This is a genomic window from Vibrio sp. 1-2 (7-a) (assembly GCF_013048515.1).
In the GTDB taxonomy this organism is placed as follows: domain Bacteria; phylum Pseudomonadota; class Gammaproteobacteria; order Enterobacterales; family Vibrionaceae; genus Vibrio; species Vibrio diabolicus.
On the sequence record NZ_VHSQ01000003.1, the window covers coordinates 415,475 to 433,024 of the forward strand.

General features: G+C 43.6%; 16 protein-coding genes and 1 tRNA gene. 8 read left to right on the forward strand and 9 right to left on the reverse strand.

Annotation, left to right across the window (positions count from 1 at the left end; all coding sequences use genetic code 11):
* Window positions 1-931 precede the first annotated feature (931 nt).
* The 3 genes from FKN08_RS12125 to FKN08_RS12135 form a co-directional block, all read right to left on the reverse strand.
* Window positions 932-1,165: a hypothetical protein gene (locus tag FKN08_RS12125; RefSeq protein ID WP_005393681.1), complete on the reverse strand. Its 234-nt coding sequence runs from the start codon at window positions 1,163-1,165 to the stop codon at window positions 932-934.
* An 87-nt stretch (window positions 1,166-1,252) separates the two neighbouring features.
* Window positions 1,253-1,807 carry a sugar O-acetyltransferase gene (locus FKN08_RS12130; protein WP_074189776.1) on the reverse strand — a complete coding sequence of 185 codons (555 nt, stop codon included), beginning with the start codon at window positions 1,805-1,807 and terminating at the stop codon, window positions 1,253-1,255.
* Between the two features lie 129 nt (window positions 1,808-1,936).
* Entirely contained in the window at window positions 1,937-2,335 is a 399-nt protein-coding gene (locus tag FKN08_RS12135; protein ID WP_005393675.1) for an OsmC family protein, read from the reverse strand.
* A 203-nt stretch (window positions 2,336-2,538) separates the two neighbouring features.
* Here FKN08_RS12135 and msrB point away from each other — a divergent pair, with 203 nt between their 5' ends.
* Both msrB and FKN08_RS12145 read left to right on the forward strand, forming a co-directional pair.
* On the forward strand, window positions 2,539-3,681 hold the full coding sequence (gene msrB / locus FKN08_RS12140) for a peptide-methionine (R)-S-oxide reductase MsrB (RefSeq protein WP_170892218.1): 1,143 nt from the start codon (window positions 2,539-2,541) through the stop codon (window positions 3,679-3,681).
* Between the two features lie 51 nt (window positions 3,682-3,732).
* A complete protein-coding gene (locus tag FKN08_RS12145) occupies window positions 3,733-3,879 on the forward strand; it encodes a DUF2256 domain-containing protein (RefSeq protein ID WP_170892219.1) in 147 nt (48 codons plus the stop codon).
* Between the two features lie 71 nt (window positions 3,880-3,950).
* On the opposite strand, the gene FKN08_RS12150 is transcribed toward FKN08_RS12145, so the two are convergent.
* The 3 genes from FKN08_RS12150 to FKN08_RS12160 are packed head-to-tail and all read right to left on the reverse strand — an operon-like array spanning window position 3,951 to window position 7,540.
* On the reverse strand, window positions 3,951-4,658 hold the full coding sequence (locus FKN08_RS12150; RefSeq protein ID WP_170892220.1) for an SDR family oxidoreductase: 708 nt from the start codon (window positions 4,656-4,658) through the stop codon (window positions 3,951-3,953).
* The gene (locus tag FKN08_RS12155; RefSeq protein ID WP_170892221.1) at window positions 4,658-6,202 is read right to left on the reverse strand and encodes a cryptochrome/photolyase family protein; all 1,545 of its coding nucleotides are present in this window, start codon (window positions 6,200-6,202) and stop codon (window positions 4,658-4,660) included. Before FKN08_RS12155 ends, FKN08_RS12150 begins: the two co-directional genes overlap by 1 nt.
* Window positions 6,203-6,205: 3 nt before the next feature.
* Window positions 6,206-7,540 carry a DASH family cryptochrome gene (locus FKN08_RS12160; RefSeq protein ID WP_170892222.1) on the reverse strand — a complete coding sequence of 445 codons (1,335 nt, stop codon included), beginning with the start codon at window positions 7,538-7,540 and terminating at the stop codon, window positions 6,206-6,208.
* A gap of 366 nt (window positions 7,541-7,906) precedes the next feature.
* On the opposite strand from FKN08_RS12160, the gene FKN08_RS12165 reads away from it, so the two are divergent.
* Window positions 7,907-8,920, forward strand: coding sequence for a GGDEF domain-containing protein (locus FKN08_RS12165; protein ID WP_005393654.1), 1,014 nt, complete (start codon window positions 7,907-7,909; stop codon window positions 8,918-8,920).
* 104 nt (window positions 8,921-9,024) lie between these two features.
* On the opposite strand, the gene FKN08_RS12170 is transcribed toward FKN08_RS12165, so the two are convergent.
* Entirely contained in the window at window positions 9,025-9,603 is a 579-nt protein-coding gene (locus FKN08_RS12170; RefSeq protein ID WP_005393653.1) for a malate synthase, read from the reverse strand.
* Window positions 9,604-9,779: 176 nt separating this feature from the next.
* Between FKN08_RS12170 and FKN08_RS12175 the strand changes: the two genes are divergently transcribed.
* Window positions 9,780-11,336, forward strand: a complete 1,557-nt coding sequence (locus tag FKN08_RS12175; RefSeq protein WP_080955914.1) for a DUF3612 domain-containing protein — start codon at window positions 9,780-9,782, stop codon at window positions 11,334-11,336.
* Between the two features lie 388 nt (window positions 11,337-11,724).
* Here the strand turns inward: FKN08_RS12175 and FKN08_RS12180 are convergent, their stop codons facing one another.
* On the reverse strand, window positions 11,725-13,080 hold the full coding sequence (locus FKN08_RS12180) for a diguanylate cyclase (protein ID WP_170892223.1): 1,356 nt from the start codon (window positions 13,078-13,080) through the stop codon (window positions 11,725-11,727).
* Between the two features lie 131 nt (window positions 13,081-13,211).
* Here FKN08_RS12180 and FKN08_RS12185 point away from each other — a divergent pair, with 131 nt between their 5' ends.
* Together FKN08_RS12185 and FKN08_RS12190 are read left to right on the forward strand one after the other, a co-directional pair.
* A complete protein-coding gene (locus FKN08_RS12185; protein ID WP_104973364.1) occupies window positions 13,212-13,817 on the forward strand; it encodes an alpha-ketoglutarate-dependent dioxygenase AlkB in 606 nt (201 codons plus the stop codon).
* Between the two features lie 69 nt (window positions 13,818-13,886).
* Entirely contained in the window at window positions 13,887-14,975 is a 1,089-nt protein-coding gene (locus FKN08_RS12190) for a DUF3541 domain-containing protein (RefSeq protein WP_170892224.1), read from the forward strand.
* Between the two features lie 54 nt (window positions 14,976-15,029).
* On the opposite strand, the gene FKN08_RS12195 is transcribed toward FKN08_RS12190, so the two are convergent.
* Window positions 15,030-16,238 (reverse strand): NupC/NupG family nucleoside CNT transporter, encoded by a 1,209-nt coding sequence (locus FKN08_RS12195; protein ID WP_170892225.1) that lies wholly within the window; start codon window positions 16,236-16,238, stop codon window positions 15,030-15,032.
* Window positions 16,239-16,800: 562 nt separating this feature from the next.
* Between FKN08_RS12195 and FKN08_RS12200 the strand changes: the two genes are divergently transcribed.
* Together FKN08_RS12200 and FKN08_RS12205 are read left to right on the forward strand one after the other, a co-directional pair.
* Window positions 16,801-16,884 (forward strand) — tRNA-Leu (locus tag FKN08_RS12200).
* 32 nt (window positions 16,885-16,916) lie between these two features.
* Window positions 16,917-17,528 carry a DUF2913 family protein gene (locus FKN08_RS12205; protein ID WP_047102823.1) on the forward strand — a complete coding sequence of 204 codons (612 nt, stop codon included), beginning with the start codon at window positions 16,917-16,919 and terminating at the stop codon, window positions 17,526-17,528.
* The last annotated feature ends 22 nt before the right edge of the window (window positions 17,529-17,550 follow it).

Below are 17,550 nucleotides of genomic sequence, written 5' to 3' on the forward strand. Positions count from 1 at the left end.
AATAAACCTATCAACCATAAAATTACTCTTATGGTTAAATCCTTATTTAATTTTTTAATACTATTTATCTGAGTATTGTCGCGTTCTACTTTGCTTAAAAACGTACTTTAAAATGACTTTTTATAAATAAAACCACTCACCACAACATTAAAGAAGCAGCAAAGCAACGCCATTAAAATAAAAGCTAAAAGACAATTATTATCAACAACTTAAAATCAACAAAAACAGTTAAAATGAATGAGTGAAAATGTATAAGTTAAAATACAAAAATATAAGAACATCATTCCGTTTAATTTTAGTCGTTATTGTATTGAGAAAGTTTAATTTTCAATTTCTAAAATTGGTGGGATACACATAAGAGAAATCATCAAAACCATCCGTTGTTAATAATGAGTTTCGCATTTAAAACAAAAGATAGAAACAAGATCAAATTCATGTTTTCTAATATATATATTCAACCCTTGACAAGTTTGAATAGAAAATCAAACTTTCAGTCAATCTAAAATCAACAAAACATTCACCAAGTGAATACTCAAAAGATAAGTCAAAACTAAATAGCACATACGGTCAGCATATTTGTGAATTACTATTCATTAAATATTTTTTTATGAATTAAACAATAACGTGACCGGATTCACACAATTGCACTGCATGCAACATAAAGCAAACGAAATTTAAGTGTTTACGGACCCAAAACGTGTCGATAGAACAGAGATTAAACATCGAGCTGAAACACGTATTTCCCACCGAAATTTATTATACATAGCAGTGAGTTACCTGTACCCAAGCGGTTAAAATGCGTACTGATGTGACTCACTTTTGAGAGAGGAACATGAGAAGAGCAAAAGCACTAAAAGAGGATAATGCGATTTGAATAACCAGTGCTTCAAACCGCACTTATGAACTTATGCAGAGAAAGAAAGACTATCAGTTACTGTTGAATGGTTTTATGACCACAGTTTTCGCAGATCAAGTGACGTTCAAATTCATCCATAGAAGCAAGGAAGGCGCCGAATACTACGCTTTTAAGAAAGCCAGCAATGAACTCTTTCTTGTTGCGATTTTTATCGCCTTCAAAGCCACTTTTCTTTCTGACTAACACCACTACATGATGCGTTTCTACCCCACATGTAGGGCACATGAGGACTTCTGTCTTGTTCGACATCTTAGACTCCTTGGCGAATTATCCCTTTCTGATGGCATGATTCTCTTATGCCTGTAAAGCGAGTCATCATACCATCACTATCGATTCTTACTCTTCTTCGTTGAGACGACGAATCAACTTAGCTGGCGTGCCTCCGTATAGACAATCTGGCGGCACATCATGGTTGACGACCGAGTTCGCCGCAATCACCGAGCGAGCACCTATCGTCACACCTTGGTTAATGACGGAGTTACCGCCAATCCACACATCATCTTCAATCGTGATAGGTTTACAAAACGTCTCCCAACGTCGGCGACTTCGGTAATCAACAGAATGAGAAGCCGTATACAATTGCACGCTTGGACCGATTAGCACGTGGTTCCCGATGGTAATTTTGGCACCATCGAGCATGACCACGTTCATGTTGATAAAGGTCTCTTCGCCGATTTCGATGGTTTTACCGAATTCGCAATGGAAAGGGGCTTGAACAATGCAAAGACCCGCTTTGCCAAACAGCTGTTTTTGTAATTCGTCGCGCTTACTTTCGTCGGTATTGTTATTGAGTGCTCTAAGTGCTTGAAGAGCATGACTTCTAATGGCGTCAATTTCTTTGTCCATGCCATCAAAGATTTGACCAGACATCATTTTTTCGAGTTCTGTCACTGGGAGACTCCTACAACCTACAATTACTACTTTCAGATTAATCACACGGTACGTGAATTGCGGAATAAAAAAAGAGAAAAGCCTGCACTTTTCTCTTTCCTGTTTTTATATTTTGTGGTGCCTGTCGACTTACACGATTTCCCAGCTGTGGGTCATCTCAACACCTTCACCTAGCATTAAGCAAACCGAGCAGTATTTTTCTAGCGAGTCAGCCGCCACTTTTGCTACGACTTCTGGGTCAAGCTCATCACCTGACACTTCAAAGTGGATATTCACTTGCGTAAAGATACGTGGTGCGGTTTCACGACGCTCTGTGGTTAGCTTGGCATTAACAGACAAGACCTTTTGTCCTGCCGTTTTCAAACCGTCGACAACATCGACAGAGCTACAGCCACCAGCGGCCATTAGTACCATTTCCATTGGGCTTGGTGCCGTTGCACCGCCATTGCCATCCATCACTACGGAGTGACCCGACTGAGATTGCCCAAGGAATTTAAAATCTTCTACCCATTTAACTTCTGCTTGCATGATTTACCTCATTTAGCATCGCTCGTTGAAGACATCGTTGCCCTATCAAGCGGTGTATTTCGTGTCGATACTTTAGCTTTCTCGCATAAAAGGGCAACGGAATTTTCAACATTGCTGTAATTTTTTCGCTCGGTTGCCTTTCTCTATACGTAACACTTTTTATTTCAGTCACACTTTCTACGGAAAACAACGTTGAGGTAGCTATGAAGAATATATCTAAGTTATTGGTCGGATTCTCTTTCGCACTTCCTGTCTTGTTTCTACTTTTGAGTAAAACAGGCACCGCCGATACGATGGATAAGATGAAGGCTTCAGAGAATGCAGAAATCGCCACACTAGCTGGCGGCTGTTTCTGGTGTACAGAATCGGATTTGGAACAGTTGACTGGCGTAGTCGATGTCGTATCAGGCTATTCTGGTGGTCATGTTGAAAACCCAACTTATCGCCAAGTTTCATCAGGTAAATCAGGTCACATAGAAGTGATCGAAGTTAAGTACGATCCTAAAGTGGTTAGTTACGAGCAAGTGTTGGACTACTTTTTCCGTCATATCGATCCTACTGACGATAAAGGCTCTTTTGTCGACCGTGGCCCACAGTATCGTCCTGCTATTTTCTATCATAACGCTGAACAAAAGCAGATCGCAGAACAGTTTATAATGGAAATCGACAAGGCGATGATCTATCCAAAACCGTTTAAAACAGAATTGATCGAGTTTGAAAAGTTTTATCCCGCAGAAGAGTATCACCAAGACTACTACAAAAAGAGCAGCTTAAAGTATAAGTATTACCGCTATGCGTCTGGTCGAGATAAATACTTGGATGAAGTATTTGGTGATGATCGTAAAGAGACCCCAAAAACGCTTCGTCAGTTGATCGAAGAAAAAAAGTTGCTATCAAAAGTGAAAGAGTACAGTAAGCCTGCTAAGTCCGAGATCAAATCAAACTTAACGGAGTTGCAATACTACGTAACACAAGAAGAAGGCACCGAACGTCCGTTCGACAACGAATATTGGGACAACAAAGACGCGGGGATTTACGTTGATATCGTAACTGGTGAACCGTTGTTTTCTTCTACCGATAAATACAAATCGGGGACGGGTTGGCCAAGTTTCACTAAGCCAATCAACCCAGGTTACATCGTTGAAAAAACCGATTACAAGCTGATTTATCCAAGAACGGAAGTTCGCAGTAAGTTTGGTGATTCTCACCTTGGTCATGTGTTTAAAGACGGTCCGAAGCCAACAGGATTACGCTACTGCATGAACTCTGCGGCAATGAAGTTTGTCCCTATAAGTGAAATGAAAGAGCAGGGGTATGAAGAGTATCTGTATCTCTTTGATAAATAATTCGTACTCATTCGACTTCAAGGGCATACGATGGCGAATGGGGAGTACCAGATGAAAGGTTTTAAAAAACAATTACCAACCAAAATCTGCTCTGTTTGCCATCGCCCATTTTCATGGAGAAAGAAATGGGCAAGAAATTGGGACGAAGTCGTTTACTGTTCTGAGCGCTGCCGAAGAAACAAATCAGTCAAAAGTTAGAACCACAAAAACTTTATGCCGCACTGCTAGCCTTATTTTCCAAGGTAACGTGGCTCAGACCAAGCTGCGCTTCACCAAGGTAACAAGGCACCATCATAAGCCCAAAATGCCCCGCTATCCTGCGGGGTTGCTTTGTCAATCAATCCCCATAAGTCTTGCGCGACACGCTCTGGGCTAAACAGCTTTCCTTCAGGTACATTCGCTTGAAAAGGTGCCGACAAAGCCGTATCTGTTGTGCCTGGGTGAAGAGCGAGTACAGTCCCGTGTTTGACCATTCTCCGCCATTCAATCGACATGGTTTTGAGGAACATATTTAACGCGGCTTTCGATGCACGATAGCTGTACCAACCGCCTAAGTGATTATCACTAATACTGCCAACTTTGGCCGAAATGGTCGCAAACTTGGGGTTGGTACTGCGTTTTAACTTGGGCGTGAAGTATTTCGCCAACAGTAAACTCGGCAAAGTATTAACCATGATGGTTTGCTGAAAAAAGTCTGCGTCGAGCGAGCTAAGATTTTTCTCAGGACCTTTATCTTGGGTGTGCAACATACCAACGCAGTTCACCAACCAATCAACATGTTCAATTTGCTCACTGAACGCTTTCATCTGCTCGTCCTGCGATACATCCACTTGATGCCAAACTACATTTGGGTGTTGCCAGTCTGGTTGATGCTTACGATAAGTGGCATGCACGCGAGCTTGAGGAAAGCGAACTAGCGCTTGTTGAACCATCGCCAAACCAATTCCACCGTTACCACCAACGATCAGTATTTCCATCACAAGTTCTCCACGTTTTCTATGTAATACTCTGCGGTATCGAGTATCGCCTGGCGTTGCTGTTCTTCCATGTTGTCCCAAGAACGGAAAATCATCCCGATTCGTGGGTTGGTTGCGAGGCGCTTGTCGTGCTTGTTCATAAAGCGCCAATACAAGCTGTTAAACGGACACGATCCTTCCCCGCTCCTCGCCTTATTGTCGTAGTGGCAACCCTTACAGTAGTCACTCATTTTGTTGATGTAAGAGCCACTCGCCGCATACGGTTTGGTACCAACAATCCCACCATCTGCAAACAGTGCCATACCGCGCGTATTGGGCATTTCTACCCATTCAATCGCATCAACGTAGATACCGAGATACCATTCATCCACTTGATCTGGGTCGATCTCGGTTAATAAACAAAAGTTACCGGTTACCATCAAGCGCTGAATGTGGTGCGCGTAAGCGTAATCAAGAGACTGGCCAATCGCGTTTCGCATACAGGCCATTTTGGTTTCGCCGTTCCAGAAGAAGTCTGGCAGCTTTCTACTCGCTTCCAGTTCATTCTTTTTCGGGTAATGAGGCATGTTCGCCCAATAAACGCCTCGGATGTACTCTCGCCACCCCAAGATCTGACGAATAAAACCTTCTACCTGAGAAATATCGATGTCGGCATTGGCATGAAATGCCTTAAGTGAAGCGTCAATCACCTCTCGCGGATTCAGCAGCTTGCTGTTCAGCGAGAACGAAATCCGGCTGTGATACAAGCTCCATTTAGCCTCGTGCTGACCTGTCATGGCGTCTTGAAAACGACCAAACAATGGCAAACAGACCTGACAAAAATGCGCGAGTAAAGACAAGCTTTGAGAGCGACTTACTGGCCAGAGTAAATCACCATTTAATTTACCTATGGTTTGAATGTTGTGCCGACCTAAGCGCTCGACAATATCACTGACGTCATGACTAAACATTAATGGCTTTGGCAGCTGTTCAATGTCTTTTGCTTTAAGTTTATTTCGGTTATTGGCGTCGTAGTTCCACTTTCCACCAATAGGCTTACCGTCTTGCATCAAAATGTTGAAACGCTTACGCATACGGCGATAAAAGTGCTCCATCATGATGTGTTTACCTTGGGGAAACTGCGATTCTATTTCCTCAAACGGTAACAAAAAGTGTTCCGAATCGACGCTGCGCATCACGACCCCATCAAGCTTTAGTTTGGCTAACTGCTCTAGTAAACGGTATTCGTCGGGGCGTTGATATTCAAACTTACTTGCACCAACTTCACTCACGTAGTGTTGTAAGACTTGCGCAAGATCCTCGAAAGATTGTGTGTCATCCAACGTGAGGTGTAAAACTTGATGCCCTTCTTCCTGCAGCTCGTTAGCAAAATTCGCCATCGCAGAGAAAAAAGCACACACCTTTTGAATGTGATGCGTAACGTAAGTATTTTCTTGTTTCAACTCAGCAACAAGGTAAAGCACCGAGTCGTCTACACGTTGAAACCACGAATGCTCGCTATTAAGTTGGTCACCAAGAATGAGCCGAACCGTCTCGTAATGCATTGGTTATCTCCCGCTCTCTTTTTTTGGCGCAATCGGCCAATCCACCATATCGACACTATCAAGATGTACGCCTACGCATCTCCCCTGCCATTTGTCGATAAATGAGAAATCTGGATCATAAGTTTGTGTCTGCTTTTCTAGATTAAACTGACGTGAGCCACGTGGGTCAGCGCCAACACCAGCCAAATACTGCCAGTTGCCCCAATTAGAGCCGACATCGTAATCAATCAACTGAGTTTCAAAATAAGCAGCACCGTAGCGCCAGTCGAGTCCGAGTTCATGAACCAGACAGCTCGCGACCAGTTGGCGCCCTCGGTTAGACATATAACCCGTTTTATTAAGCTGATGCATACATGCGTTAACTATTGGAAAAGGTGTCTCGCCTTTCTTCCACTGCTTAAAGCGTTGCGCATAAAAACTGGTCAGTGGTGGCTGGTTGGCGATACCGCCAAATCGAAACAACTTCTGTTGATACTTTCTCGCGTACCAATAAAAGTATTCCCGCCACAACAACTCGAAATAGATCCAATAGGTTGAATCATTTGCTCCGTTCTTCCGCTCATATTGTTTGAGCATGGCATAAATGATTGTAGGAGAGACGCAACCATGAGCTAACCAAGGTGAAAATTTAGTTGAATACTCCACCCCATCAAGCCCATTGCGCGTCTGTTTATATTCACTCGCTAAACTTGAAGCAAAATAGCGTCGACAATGTTCAAGACCGCTCAGTTCTCCGCCATCAAATGCTGGTTTGGTGTCAAAGTAATATGTCGTGGCGGTAGGAAAATTCATACCTGAAGGTTCTGGCGGTAAAGCATGAACGCTCTCGTAAGGTTGAGAGAGGTCTAAACCTTCGACCTGCTTTCTAAATTTCGTGAAGGTCGCAGGCAGTTGCCTTAATTCAAATGGTAACTGTTCTTCGCACAACAAAGAACGGATCGCTTGCTGTTTTATGTTCACATGGGGAGTGCCTTCAATTGCACGCTCTAGTGCCTGTTGCTCATCCGAACCAGCAAACGCATCAGCATAAATATGAGTGATACCGAAATGACTGATGGCATATTTGATCGCTTGATAGGGCGTCAGTTCAATCGTCCATAATCGTTGCCCCAATTTAGCTAAAGATTGATTAAGTTCATTAAGCGATGCCTCGAGAAACTGCAATTTCGCACGCCCTAAAGAGGTCTCCTGCGCAAAGTGCTGCAAGTAAGGTGTCACCGAGGGGCGACAATACAAACAAATTAACTCATCCATTTCTGCACAAGCGTCTATCAACAGCGGGTTGTCATGCAAACGCAGGTCATTAGTGAACCAATACAGTCCTATTTTCTTATCCAAGTCGCACCCTCTTTTTGTAAACTCGTTTTTTGTAAACTCGGAGTCCCGCGTTCTTGTTGCAAATAGCCTAAGCGCTAAGTCTTTTATTCCACTCGTTGTTGTACGGGCAATAGAGCTTTACGATCATTAGGTTACTGACAATCTCACTAAACCAATTGGCTGGTCATCTTAGAGCCCTTAACACCAAAACATCGTTTGCGCATGTTTCATACTAAGATTTTATAAAATTAAAATTTGGCGATATTGATAACGGTCTTAATCACTCATTTTTTATATAAACCATGCAAAAATGATAAAAATTAAAGCGATATTGGTTAATATCCGTTAATCTAAGTCCAATTCCATTTTGCTAGTACCATCGCAGAAATGACCGACGAGTTTAAAAAATCGACCGCTAATTTGAAAAAAGCGGTCCCCCTAATGATCAAAAATCATGTTGCTGCCACGCCAGCCAACTATGCGCTTTGGTATACCTACGTTGACAAGACCATTCCTGAACTCAACTTTGAGTTGGATACGGTGTTAGAAAACTACGGTATCTGCCCGCCTGCAACCAATAAACAGCTTTATAACAACTATGTTGCCAGTAAAGCAGAAACTAGCCTTGAAGATCTTAGAACCAATGTAGAAGTTCTGCTGCATGAAGTGTCCAGCTCGATGAGCGATACACTTTCAGATACTTCTTCCTTTTCTGAAATGGTAGACAAAAGTTTTAATAAGCTAGAAAAAGTTGAAGACAACAGCTTAAGTATTGAAGAAGTGATGGTGGTGATTCGTCAACTTGTCGCAGAGTCACACGAAATTCGTCACTCGACAAAGTTTTTGAATAGCCAATTAACTAATGCGAGTGAAGAAATTTCTCGCCTCAAAAATCAGCTGGCTGAAGTACAGCAAGACGCATTATTTGATGGTTTATCCAACCTTTACAACCGTCGAGCTTTTGATAAAGATCTGTCTTCGCTTATCGCATCAAATCAAGCAATGACCTTGATCATGCTTGATATCGACCATTTCAAGTCATTTAACGACAATTACGGCCACCTTTTCGGCGATACGGTGCTAAAAGCCATTGCCCGTCGACTACAACAAAGCTGTCGAGATGGAATATGCGCGTATCGTTTTGGTGGTGAAGAGTTCGCCTTAATTGTGCCCAATAAGTCTCTGCGAATTGCTCGCCAATATGCAGACACACTACGCCGCATGATAGAAAAACTGCGCATCAGAGATAAGCGTTCTGGTACACAAGTTCACAGCATTACCGCTTCTTTTGGGGTAGCAGAATATGAGGTGGGTGATACGCCTGAAGCTCTGGTCAATAAAGCCGATAAGCAACTTTATGAGGCAAAACAACTCGGTCGTAACCGCGTGATGCCCATTTAAATCAACTTGTTATATAAGCTTGGTTAATAGGACCGACTTTTTCGAAATAGAATAAAAACCCCGCACTATTGAGTGCGGGGTCTATTTATCTGGCGCTTCACATCTTAATCGACACTGTAGCAATAGCTTAGAATATAGTCGTCACCGTTTTTCGCAGTGTATTCTTTATCTTCACTGCATGCCATCGGCTTACCTTTTTTGTCGCCTTTGATTAGGCTGATCCAGTGGCGCATCGCCGTCGGCGCATTGCCCGTTAGTTCAGGGTTAAACGTAGTACGTGTTTCCAGTTGAATGTCATCAATATCCATCAACTCCACACAACCGGTGCCTTTGTGACAGCCAAATAGCACTTCTACGTGGTTACCCGAATCGTCTTTAAACAAGATCGATTTTGGATCTTCTTTCTCACCCGTGTACGCCACAAAGTGTTTTGGGCTTTTCAGGCCGCTGTGTGTGCCGTCTTTGAAGTAAGCCAATACATGGCGGTAATCAATTACGTAACTTGATACATCTTGGTGCGACCCGTTCTCCAATGGGAACATGCGGTCTAGTAGTTGCTTCGCTTTTACTTGCTTCTCGCTCTGCTGCTCAGCACTTACCGCTTCGACGGCAAATACAGCTTCAGCGATAAATGGGCGTTGTTGTTGTTGCATCTCTTTTTTATCGAAGTTCAGCATATTCATCGTCATATCCTCGCACTTAAAAAAACTCGTCCTAGAGTAAAAACTTAATTCCTTCGTTTAAGTTTCAGGCAATTCTGTGAAGTTGATGGTTAATTTCCTTGCCTGCTTATTATGTAGACTAGCGAAATATTGACTACAATTTCACAACAAAAATTTTACAATGTGAATTTTACAAAATGTCTGTGTCAAAAAGCCTTATTCGTCAGTCCCATTTTCTAGGTACGAAAATTCGCAACCTAAGGAAAAACAACCATTTAACTATGGAGGATTTATCTGCACGCTGTGTAAGGATCAATCCTGAGTACGCACCGTCGGTATCTTACCTTTCGATGATAGAGCGCGGAAAACGCGTTCCGAGTATTGATATGCTCGAAGTGATCGCGGAAGTTTTTCAAAAAGATCCTGCGTGGTTTTTAGATGATGAACCGGAATTAGAGGCCATTACCCCCAACAAAGGGAATCGTGGCGGTATCAACGGTATGGCATTGGAGCCGAGCTTTTTGTTCTCCAATGATATTCTCCAAATCGCGATTCCAGAGATGTTGTCTCAAACGGGTATTACTGGACGTCAATTCGCCCACTTGCTGATCCGTGCGCACCAAGAGAACCATCAAAACCATTTTCCTGATTTAGAACGCGCAGCCGAAGAGGTCGGCTTGAAACGCCTGAATCTATCGGTAGAAGATCTGATAGATATTGCGAAAAGCATGGGGTTGGATATTCGCTGGGTAGACCGAGCACCACAGGATGTGATTGATGAACTGGGCGTCAGCGCCAAACAGTTGATTACGTCTTTCATGGAGCCACCTGGGACTATTTATCTCAATAAACGAATGCGAGACTACCCAACCCGATTGAAATATGACTTGGCGGTATACATCGGCCATCGCGTGCTCCATAGCAGTGATGCAATGAATAACGTTTTGTCTATTGGGCATCAAAACAACTGGGAGCAAATGGACAGCCCAGTTTCCAACTCTGAGCTCAACTCGCAAGATATCCTACAAGCTTGGCGCGATTTTGAGTCCAGCTTTTTTGCTGGTGCCTTGCTTTGCCCCAAAGTACCATTTCGTCAGTTGCTTGACCGTTCCGGTTACGAAATTGATGTTCACAAAAAGGCTGGCGTTTCTCCTTCCGTTGCGATGCGTCGTATGACCGTGGTTTCTCCGTACCCTCATTGGCACTACTTTGATGCCTATGGTCCGGGCAAGTTGAAAGCGGTATATCGTGGAAATGGCATCCCGCTTCCTTGGGGCAATATGCGCAAAGTGAACGATCCTTGCCAACACTGGGCCGTATTTAGACGTCTAGCCCAACCTTTGGATACCAGTTCAGCGCAAATTTCGATTTTGAATGTGGGCGACGAGCCACGTATTTACTGTTGTGAATCAGTCAACGTATTTGACCCTGCGGGGAACAACCGAGTGTTGTGCGCGGGGATAGATTTAAACCCTGCGATTTCTGCACAAGGTGGTGATGCGGTTTCTATTGCGGAAGAGCTGAAGTCACTTTGTGTCGCTTCCGGCGGAAGTAGTGTCATTCCTCCCCACATCAAAAAAGACTTAACAACCATTGCTAAGATATTAAACATCAATTGGATAGAACGAGGTATTCAAACCCAAGCTAGGCTAATCTGCTCAAGAGGGGCCGTTTGTCCAAGGCAGCCTAGTTGTTACAGTAAGTGCGGAGAAGCCGATGAGACAGGTGACGACGTGAATATTATTGGTCTCTAGAAAGAAAAAACGCCAATCACAATAATCGTGATTGGCGGTATATACTTGTGAACAATGTGTATTCACTAACAACGTCAGTTGGCTAGGTGACCCTCGGCTTAATAAGGGTCACTCTAGATAAAGCACGATGCGTGCCAACTTTAAAAAGGCCGTTTTTTAATAGATCCAGATGCATATCGTTGCTTTATTAACCATAAATTTCGCAAACTGCATTTGCAAAATGCAACAACATGCAAATATGCCACTTTATGCACTGCTAATAATGACTCTCTCAGCAAAGAGTCTATTGACATGTAAAGTCATATATTCTTATACCCAAATGATGGTGAGATTTCGGGTTCTTAACCTTACCACTGCTCCAAAGCCCTGATTGAAACTGGGCTCAGGTTCATCCGCCATGTTTTTGTTGATACATTCTTTCATCGGCTATTTTCATCATTTGCTCTGGAGATGACATGTCCGGATCAAATATCGCGTACCCAATGCTGGTTCTCAGGTAGATGAGCGCTTCATCGTAAATCACGGGCGTCGAACATAAAGCTAACCTGAGCTTTTGTAGCAGAGACTGAACATTTTCTTCCGTCCCAGGGTTATGAACGACAACTAAAAACTCATCACCTCCCATTCGGGCCACTATATCTGATTTACGCAGAGAGCTTCTCACTCTTTCAGCCGTAGCGACTAAGACCTTGTCGCCTGCGTCATGACCATAGGTATCGTTAATATGTTTAAACCTATCCAGATCTATATTGATTAAGGCGAAGCTGTAACGCTTTTTGTAACGTTTCGCTATTTCAAACTGCTGCTTGTAAAACTTCATAAAATAGCGACGGTTTGGTAAGTGCGTCAGTTCATCATGCAGTGCTCTATCATCCGCAATGATGTACAAGCGATAAATCGCAATAAGCGCGAGGCTCAGTGCAAAAACAATGGGATAACCGATGAGCCTTGCTAAATAAAGCTGATGCCAAGGAATTTGATGGTCGAGTTTGTCTCCGGAGAAAACCACCATACTCCACCCACCATAAGGAAAATGAACCATTTCTTTCGCGTATGGCGTTTTGGTTTCACTCAGCGCGCCAAAGAAAACGTCACCAAAAGCACCGCCACTGTCGTAACCACGAATCATCAAAGGATAGCGATAAGAGAAATCGATCACGCCAGTTTCTCGCATCAGAGCATCAAAATTAATCACCGCACTGATCACACCCCAATAATCTTGGTTCAACGGTGGATCAAGAAAAACCGGAACCCGCACGATCAAACCTTTGCCGCCTTGAATCAAGTTGACAGGTCCTGCTATGAATATTTCTTGTATATCCTTGGCTTTTTGCACCTGCACCCACTGCTGTGGCACCGTTCGGTAATCGAGGCCGATTAAACGCTCATTACCTTGGCGGGGAAATATATGACTGATAACATCATTCTTCGCAATGCCAATGATCGTAATATGTTTGCTTTTGCTCAGGATGCGGTGAGCCGCAATGTTCAATTCGTCTTCTTGGTTTTTAGGCAGTAAAGTAATAAGTGTCGCCAAGGTACTGGCTTTATAGATATCCGCCATAAGTACCGCTTCCAAATTGGAACGGAGGGTGGAAAGTTGTTCTTTGGCCTCAACTTGAACTCGCTCTTGGTGAAGCTCTTGCTGATTTCGATGCAACAGCTCAATAACCCCAACGCATAAAGCGAAAAAACAGAGGAAGAACAATGCAAAATAGCATCGCTTTCTGGGTAAATAACGCATTTTCTCCCCACAACTCGTATATCGTTACGAGATTTTTATTTATTGTTAAAATTCTTACTATCACAAGAATAACCAATCCCAATCGGAAAGGTAACAGTGATTAAAATTTTTTATGTTTTAGGTATGAGATGATGCATCAACAAGGCGATTTATTTGACGGTACTCAGTGGCAAGAAGTAGAAAGGGGTAAACTCTATTACGATCCTTATTTTCTTAGCCATCTAGAAGCGGATCACTACTTTGACCAACTTCTGAAAACACTGCCATGGCATCAAGAGCGCATTACCATGTTCGGCAAGTCAGTACTTCAACCTCGTTTACAAGCGTGGCATGGTGATGCAGCATATACTTACTCTGGCTTGACCATGCAGCCTCACCCTTGGACTCCTGAGTTAACTCAGCTCAAAGTGCGCTGTGAGACGATTGCGGATGTAGCTTTCAACTCTGTACTTGCCAACCTATACCGACACGGCCAAGATTCGATGGGCTGGCACCAAGACAATGAACCAGAGCTAGGTAGAAACCCGGTTATCGCCTCTTTGAATTTAGGTGAAACACGTCGATTTTTGCTCAGAAATTTACATTGTAAAACTGAGATTGAATATGAGCTTTCTCACGGCTCCTTACTGGTTATGGCTGGCGAGCTCCAACATCACTGGAAACACTGTGTACCAAAAACCGCGAAAACCAAAGGTGAACGTATCAATCTGACTTTTCGACAGATTTTTAACTATTGACTCAGCTTTTACATTCTTAATTAATATTGATGGTAGGTTTAGATTCAGGACTTCATAGGGAATGGATTTATGCGTATCAAACCTCTTAGCTTAGCAGTCTTACTCTCTTGCTCACTTACCTTTGCTGTTCAGGCATCACAGGAAGAGATACCGCTCCTAGATAATGCTCAATCAGCACAGTTGATTCGTAATACCTACGAGCAGGAACTGTTCACTTTACCTGCGTTTAAAGAGGGGCACTTTGGCTTACGCATGTACCGCCAGACATTAGATGAGAAATATCACGCTGCCGTTTGGACCGACATGGCACAAGTAGCTAGCCGATTAAACCGATTTGCTAATGAAGTCGTTGAACCTGAAGATATTATTCTTTATTCATCACAAAGATTGACCGCGTATCAAGAGAAAGAAAGTGAGCGAGGGCAACGACGCTATACCGTCACTAAACACCATCCTGAATATCTTTATCTTGGCGTGGATTTGCTTGGCGCAATGGCAAGAGCAAACGAATATGGTCTGAAACATAAGCAAGACAAAACGCTGAGAAAGATCCTGAGGCGCTACGATTTCTCGCGTTACGTTACGGACAAAGAAATGATAGAGGCGTGGGCAGCTCAGCTCGCAAACCAAGTCTACTGGCTTCGCCAGCTTGGTGAGCAAGATGTGGTCGAGGAATTTACTCAAACCTTCCGTAACACCTACCCCGACAATAAAGATAAGATGCTTTCAGCTCAGCAGTATTGGAATAAACTCTATGGTATGACGCACATCATCTTTGCCGACTCACAGTACTATCAAGAACGAGTAAGCGAAAAGAAACACCAATGGATTTATGATTACTTTCGCAACAACATCGACACTATTCTACTGCGCGCCAAAGAAGATGTGATTGCAGAAGTCGGCATTTCGTTTTTGTTAGCAGGCTTGGACCATGATCCGGTCGTAAAGAAAACCCGCCAAGCCATTCGTCACGCAATCAACGCTGAAAAAGGGATGATTCCATCGGTCGATGGGAGTTTTGATCTCAAGTACGGCGAGCACCGTAACGTGCTAGCCATCATGCTGCTCGATTGGAAAGGGGTACATAAAGCGCCAACTTATCAAGAGCACCCTGACGCTTTTAAATCAATACCCTACGGCTTAATACCTAAGCCTTAGAAATAATAAAACCCGCCATTTGGGCGGGTTTTTAGTGTGCATCTTCAATCTAAATTAGAGCGAGATGAAAATACCCGCTAAACACGCACTCATCAGGTTAGCGAGTGTGCCAGCAGCAACTGCTTTTAGGCCTAGACTTGCAACATCTTTGCGGCGCTCAGGTGCCATCACACCGATAGAACCCAGCTGAATAGCAATTGAACCAATGTTTGCAAAGCCACACAACGCAAAAGTGATGATGACTTGAGTATGCTCAGACAGCGTCGCTTTGTGCTGTACAAAATCGATAAACGCGACAAATTCGTTCATCACAACTTTCTGACCAATGTATGAACCCGCAGCAAGGATTTCGTGGCTTGGCACACCAATCAACCACGCTAGAGGTGCAAACAAGTAACCAAAAATCGCTTGTAGCGTCACACCAGAGAAACCAAGTATGTCACCTAAGTTTTCTAGTCCCGTGTTCACCATCGCGATAACACTAACAAAAGCGATAAGCATGGTACCAACAGCAACGGCCACTTTCATACCGCCCATGGCGCCGCTTGCTAGCGCATCAATAACGTTGCTTTCTTCTGATTTATCTAGCTCAATATCGTTGTAATCGCTTGGCGTTTGGCGTTCAGGAATAATGATTTTTGCCATCATCAAACTACCTGGAGCTGCCATAAAGCTTGCCGCAATCAAGTATTTTAGGTCGACACCCAAACCGGCATAACCACCAAGCACACTGCCCGCCACTGAAGCCATACCACCAGCCATCACAGCAAATAGTTCAGAGCGAGTCATGTTCGAAAGAAATGGACGAATAAGAAGTGGGGACTCGCCTTGAGATAAGAAAATGTTACCTGTTGCAACCAGAGACTCTGCTTTACTCGTACCCAAGAACTTCTGGATAGCGCCGCCAATAAATTGAATCACTTTTTGCATGATGCCCAAGTAGTAAAGGGCGGAGATAAGAGCACTGAAGAAGATGATGATAGGAAGGACACGAATAGCGAAGATAAAGCCAGAAGAAGCGAGGTCACCAAAGAGGAATTTAATCCCCTCATCAGCAAAGCTGAGTAGCCCCGCGACACCATTACTTAAACTCGCCAGCGCCGCCTGACCTAACGGGAAATAAAGCACTAAGGCAGCAAATCCCATTTGTAGCATCAAGGCGCGAGATACGGTTTTCCAATTAATGGAAGAACGGCCCTCAGAAAGTAGGAAAGCACAACCTAGCAGTGCAACAATACCAAATAGACTAAATAGAACACTCATGAGCTGGACCTACTGAACGTTGAAAAAGAAAAAAGAGCCAAAGGAATTGGCAGAAGAAAGGGACAACGCAGCGAGTGATAACTCGCCTTCAGATCCAGAATGTAGACAGAACGAATAGTTCGACATCTTATTTTTACCTTATACAAGCAATTGAACGTAGCTGGTCCGGTCCGTGGGGTCATTCACTGCTGGCGAGCGTATTGCTTGGCCTGCTCCATGTGACGGCTTGTATGGGTAAGGGTCCTGAACAACTAAACCCTAATTCCCGCTTAAACGGGACGCAAGTATAGCCAACAAAAAGAGATATTCATCACATTTATTTACGCAAACGTTCAAGCGTTCAAAATTTAGGCAAAAACGTTCTTTTGTCGTCATACCGTTAATAAAAGTAAGGGCATAAGGACAGACTTTGATGGTAAAAAACGCAAAAGTGACCAATAAATACGCAATCAAACTCGAAAGATCCAAAATTCGTCATTTTGCTCTCGCCAACAGATGGATTTTGGTTATACAATTCGCGGTGCTTCTTTTCGAGGCCTCTGAGTATTCAGAGCATCATGATGCCGAGATGGTGAAATTGGTAGACACGCTAGCATGAGGTGCTAGTGCCTTTGGTGTGAGGGTTCGAGTCCCTCTCTCGGCACCATTATCCTTCTTCCCTAATTTTGTTCGAGTGTAATGCAAAGTTCTAAGCAGGCAAGACAGTCTACAGATGCTAACCAACTTCTGAGTGAGCTTGCGGTTCACGCTTTATTGCACCTGCACTTTAAAATTCACGCGTCCTCGCATGGCCTCTCCCTTAAAGAGCGTAACGACTTACTGCAGAAATGGCTGAAGCCAAAACTGAAGAGTAATCGCTATAAGCTGATTAAAAAGCCGTTAAAGTCTTTGACTCAACAGGCAAAAGGCGAGAACGGAAATCTGGAAGCGTTACTCGAACGTTGCGTGGGTGCAGATAAACCACGTAACCCTCAACCTGATCTAGATAGCTACTTGCTGTTGATTAACGAGATTGAGAAGAAGTTGGGGACTACCGTATTATTATCTCGACCGGAAGACGTCGACTTATCTCACGACCAACACGGCTGTTTGCTGTGTGTGCTTTCTGAGAACTTAAATCAGCATTTCGATGATAATAACGCCCTAATCGCTCCTATTTCGATGCTGTTCCGTGGACCAATGAGTCAACGCTCACTTTTCCTTGGCAGCATTTACGCCAGTGGTACATTCAATTATGAAGTGCAGTACCAGGACGATCAGTTCGTTCGCATTACATTAGAGTTGGCGTAACTGTAACGCTAAGAAACAAATC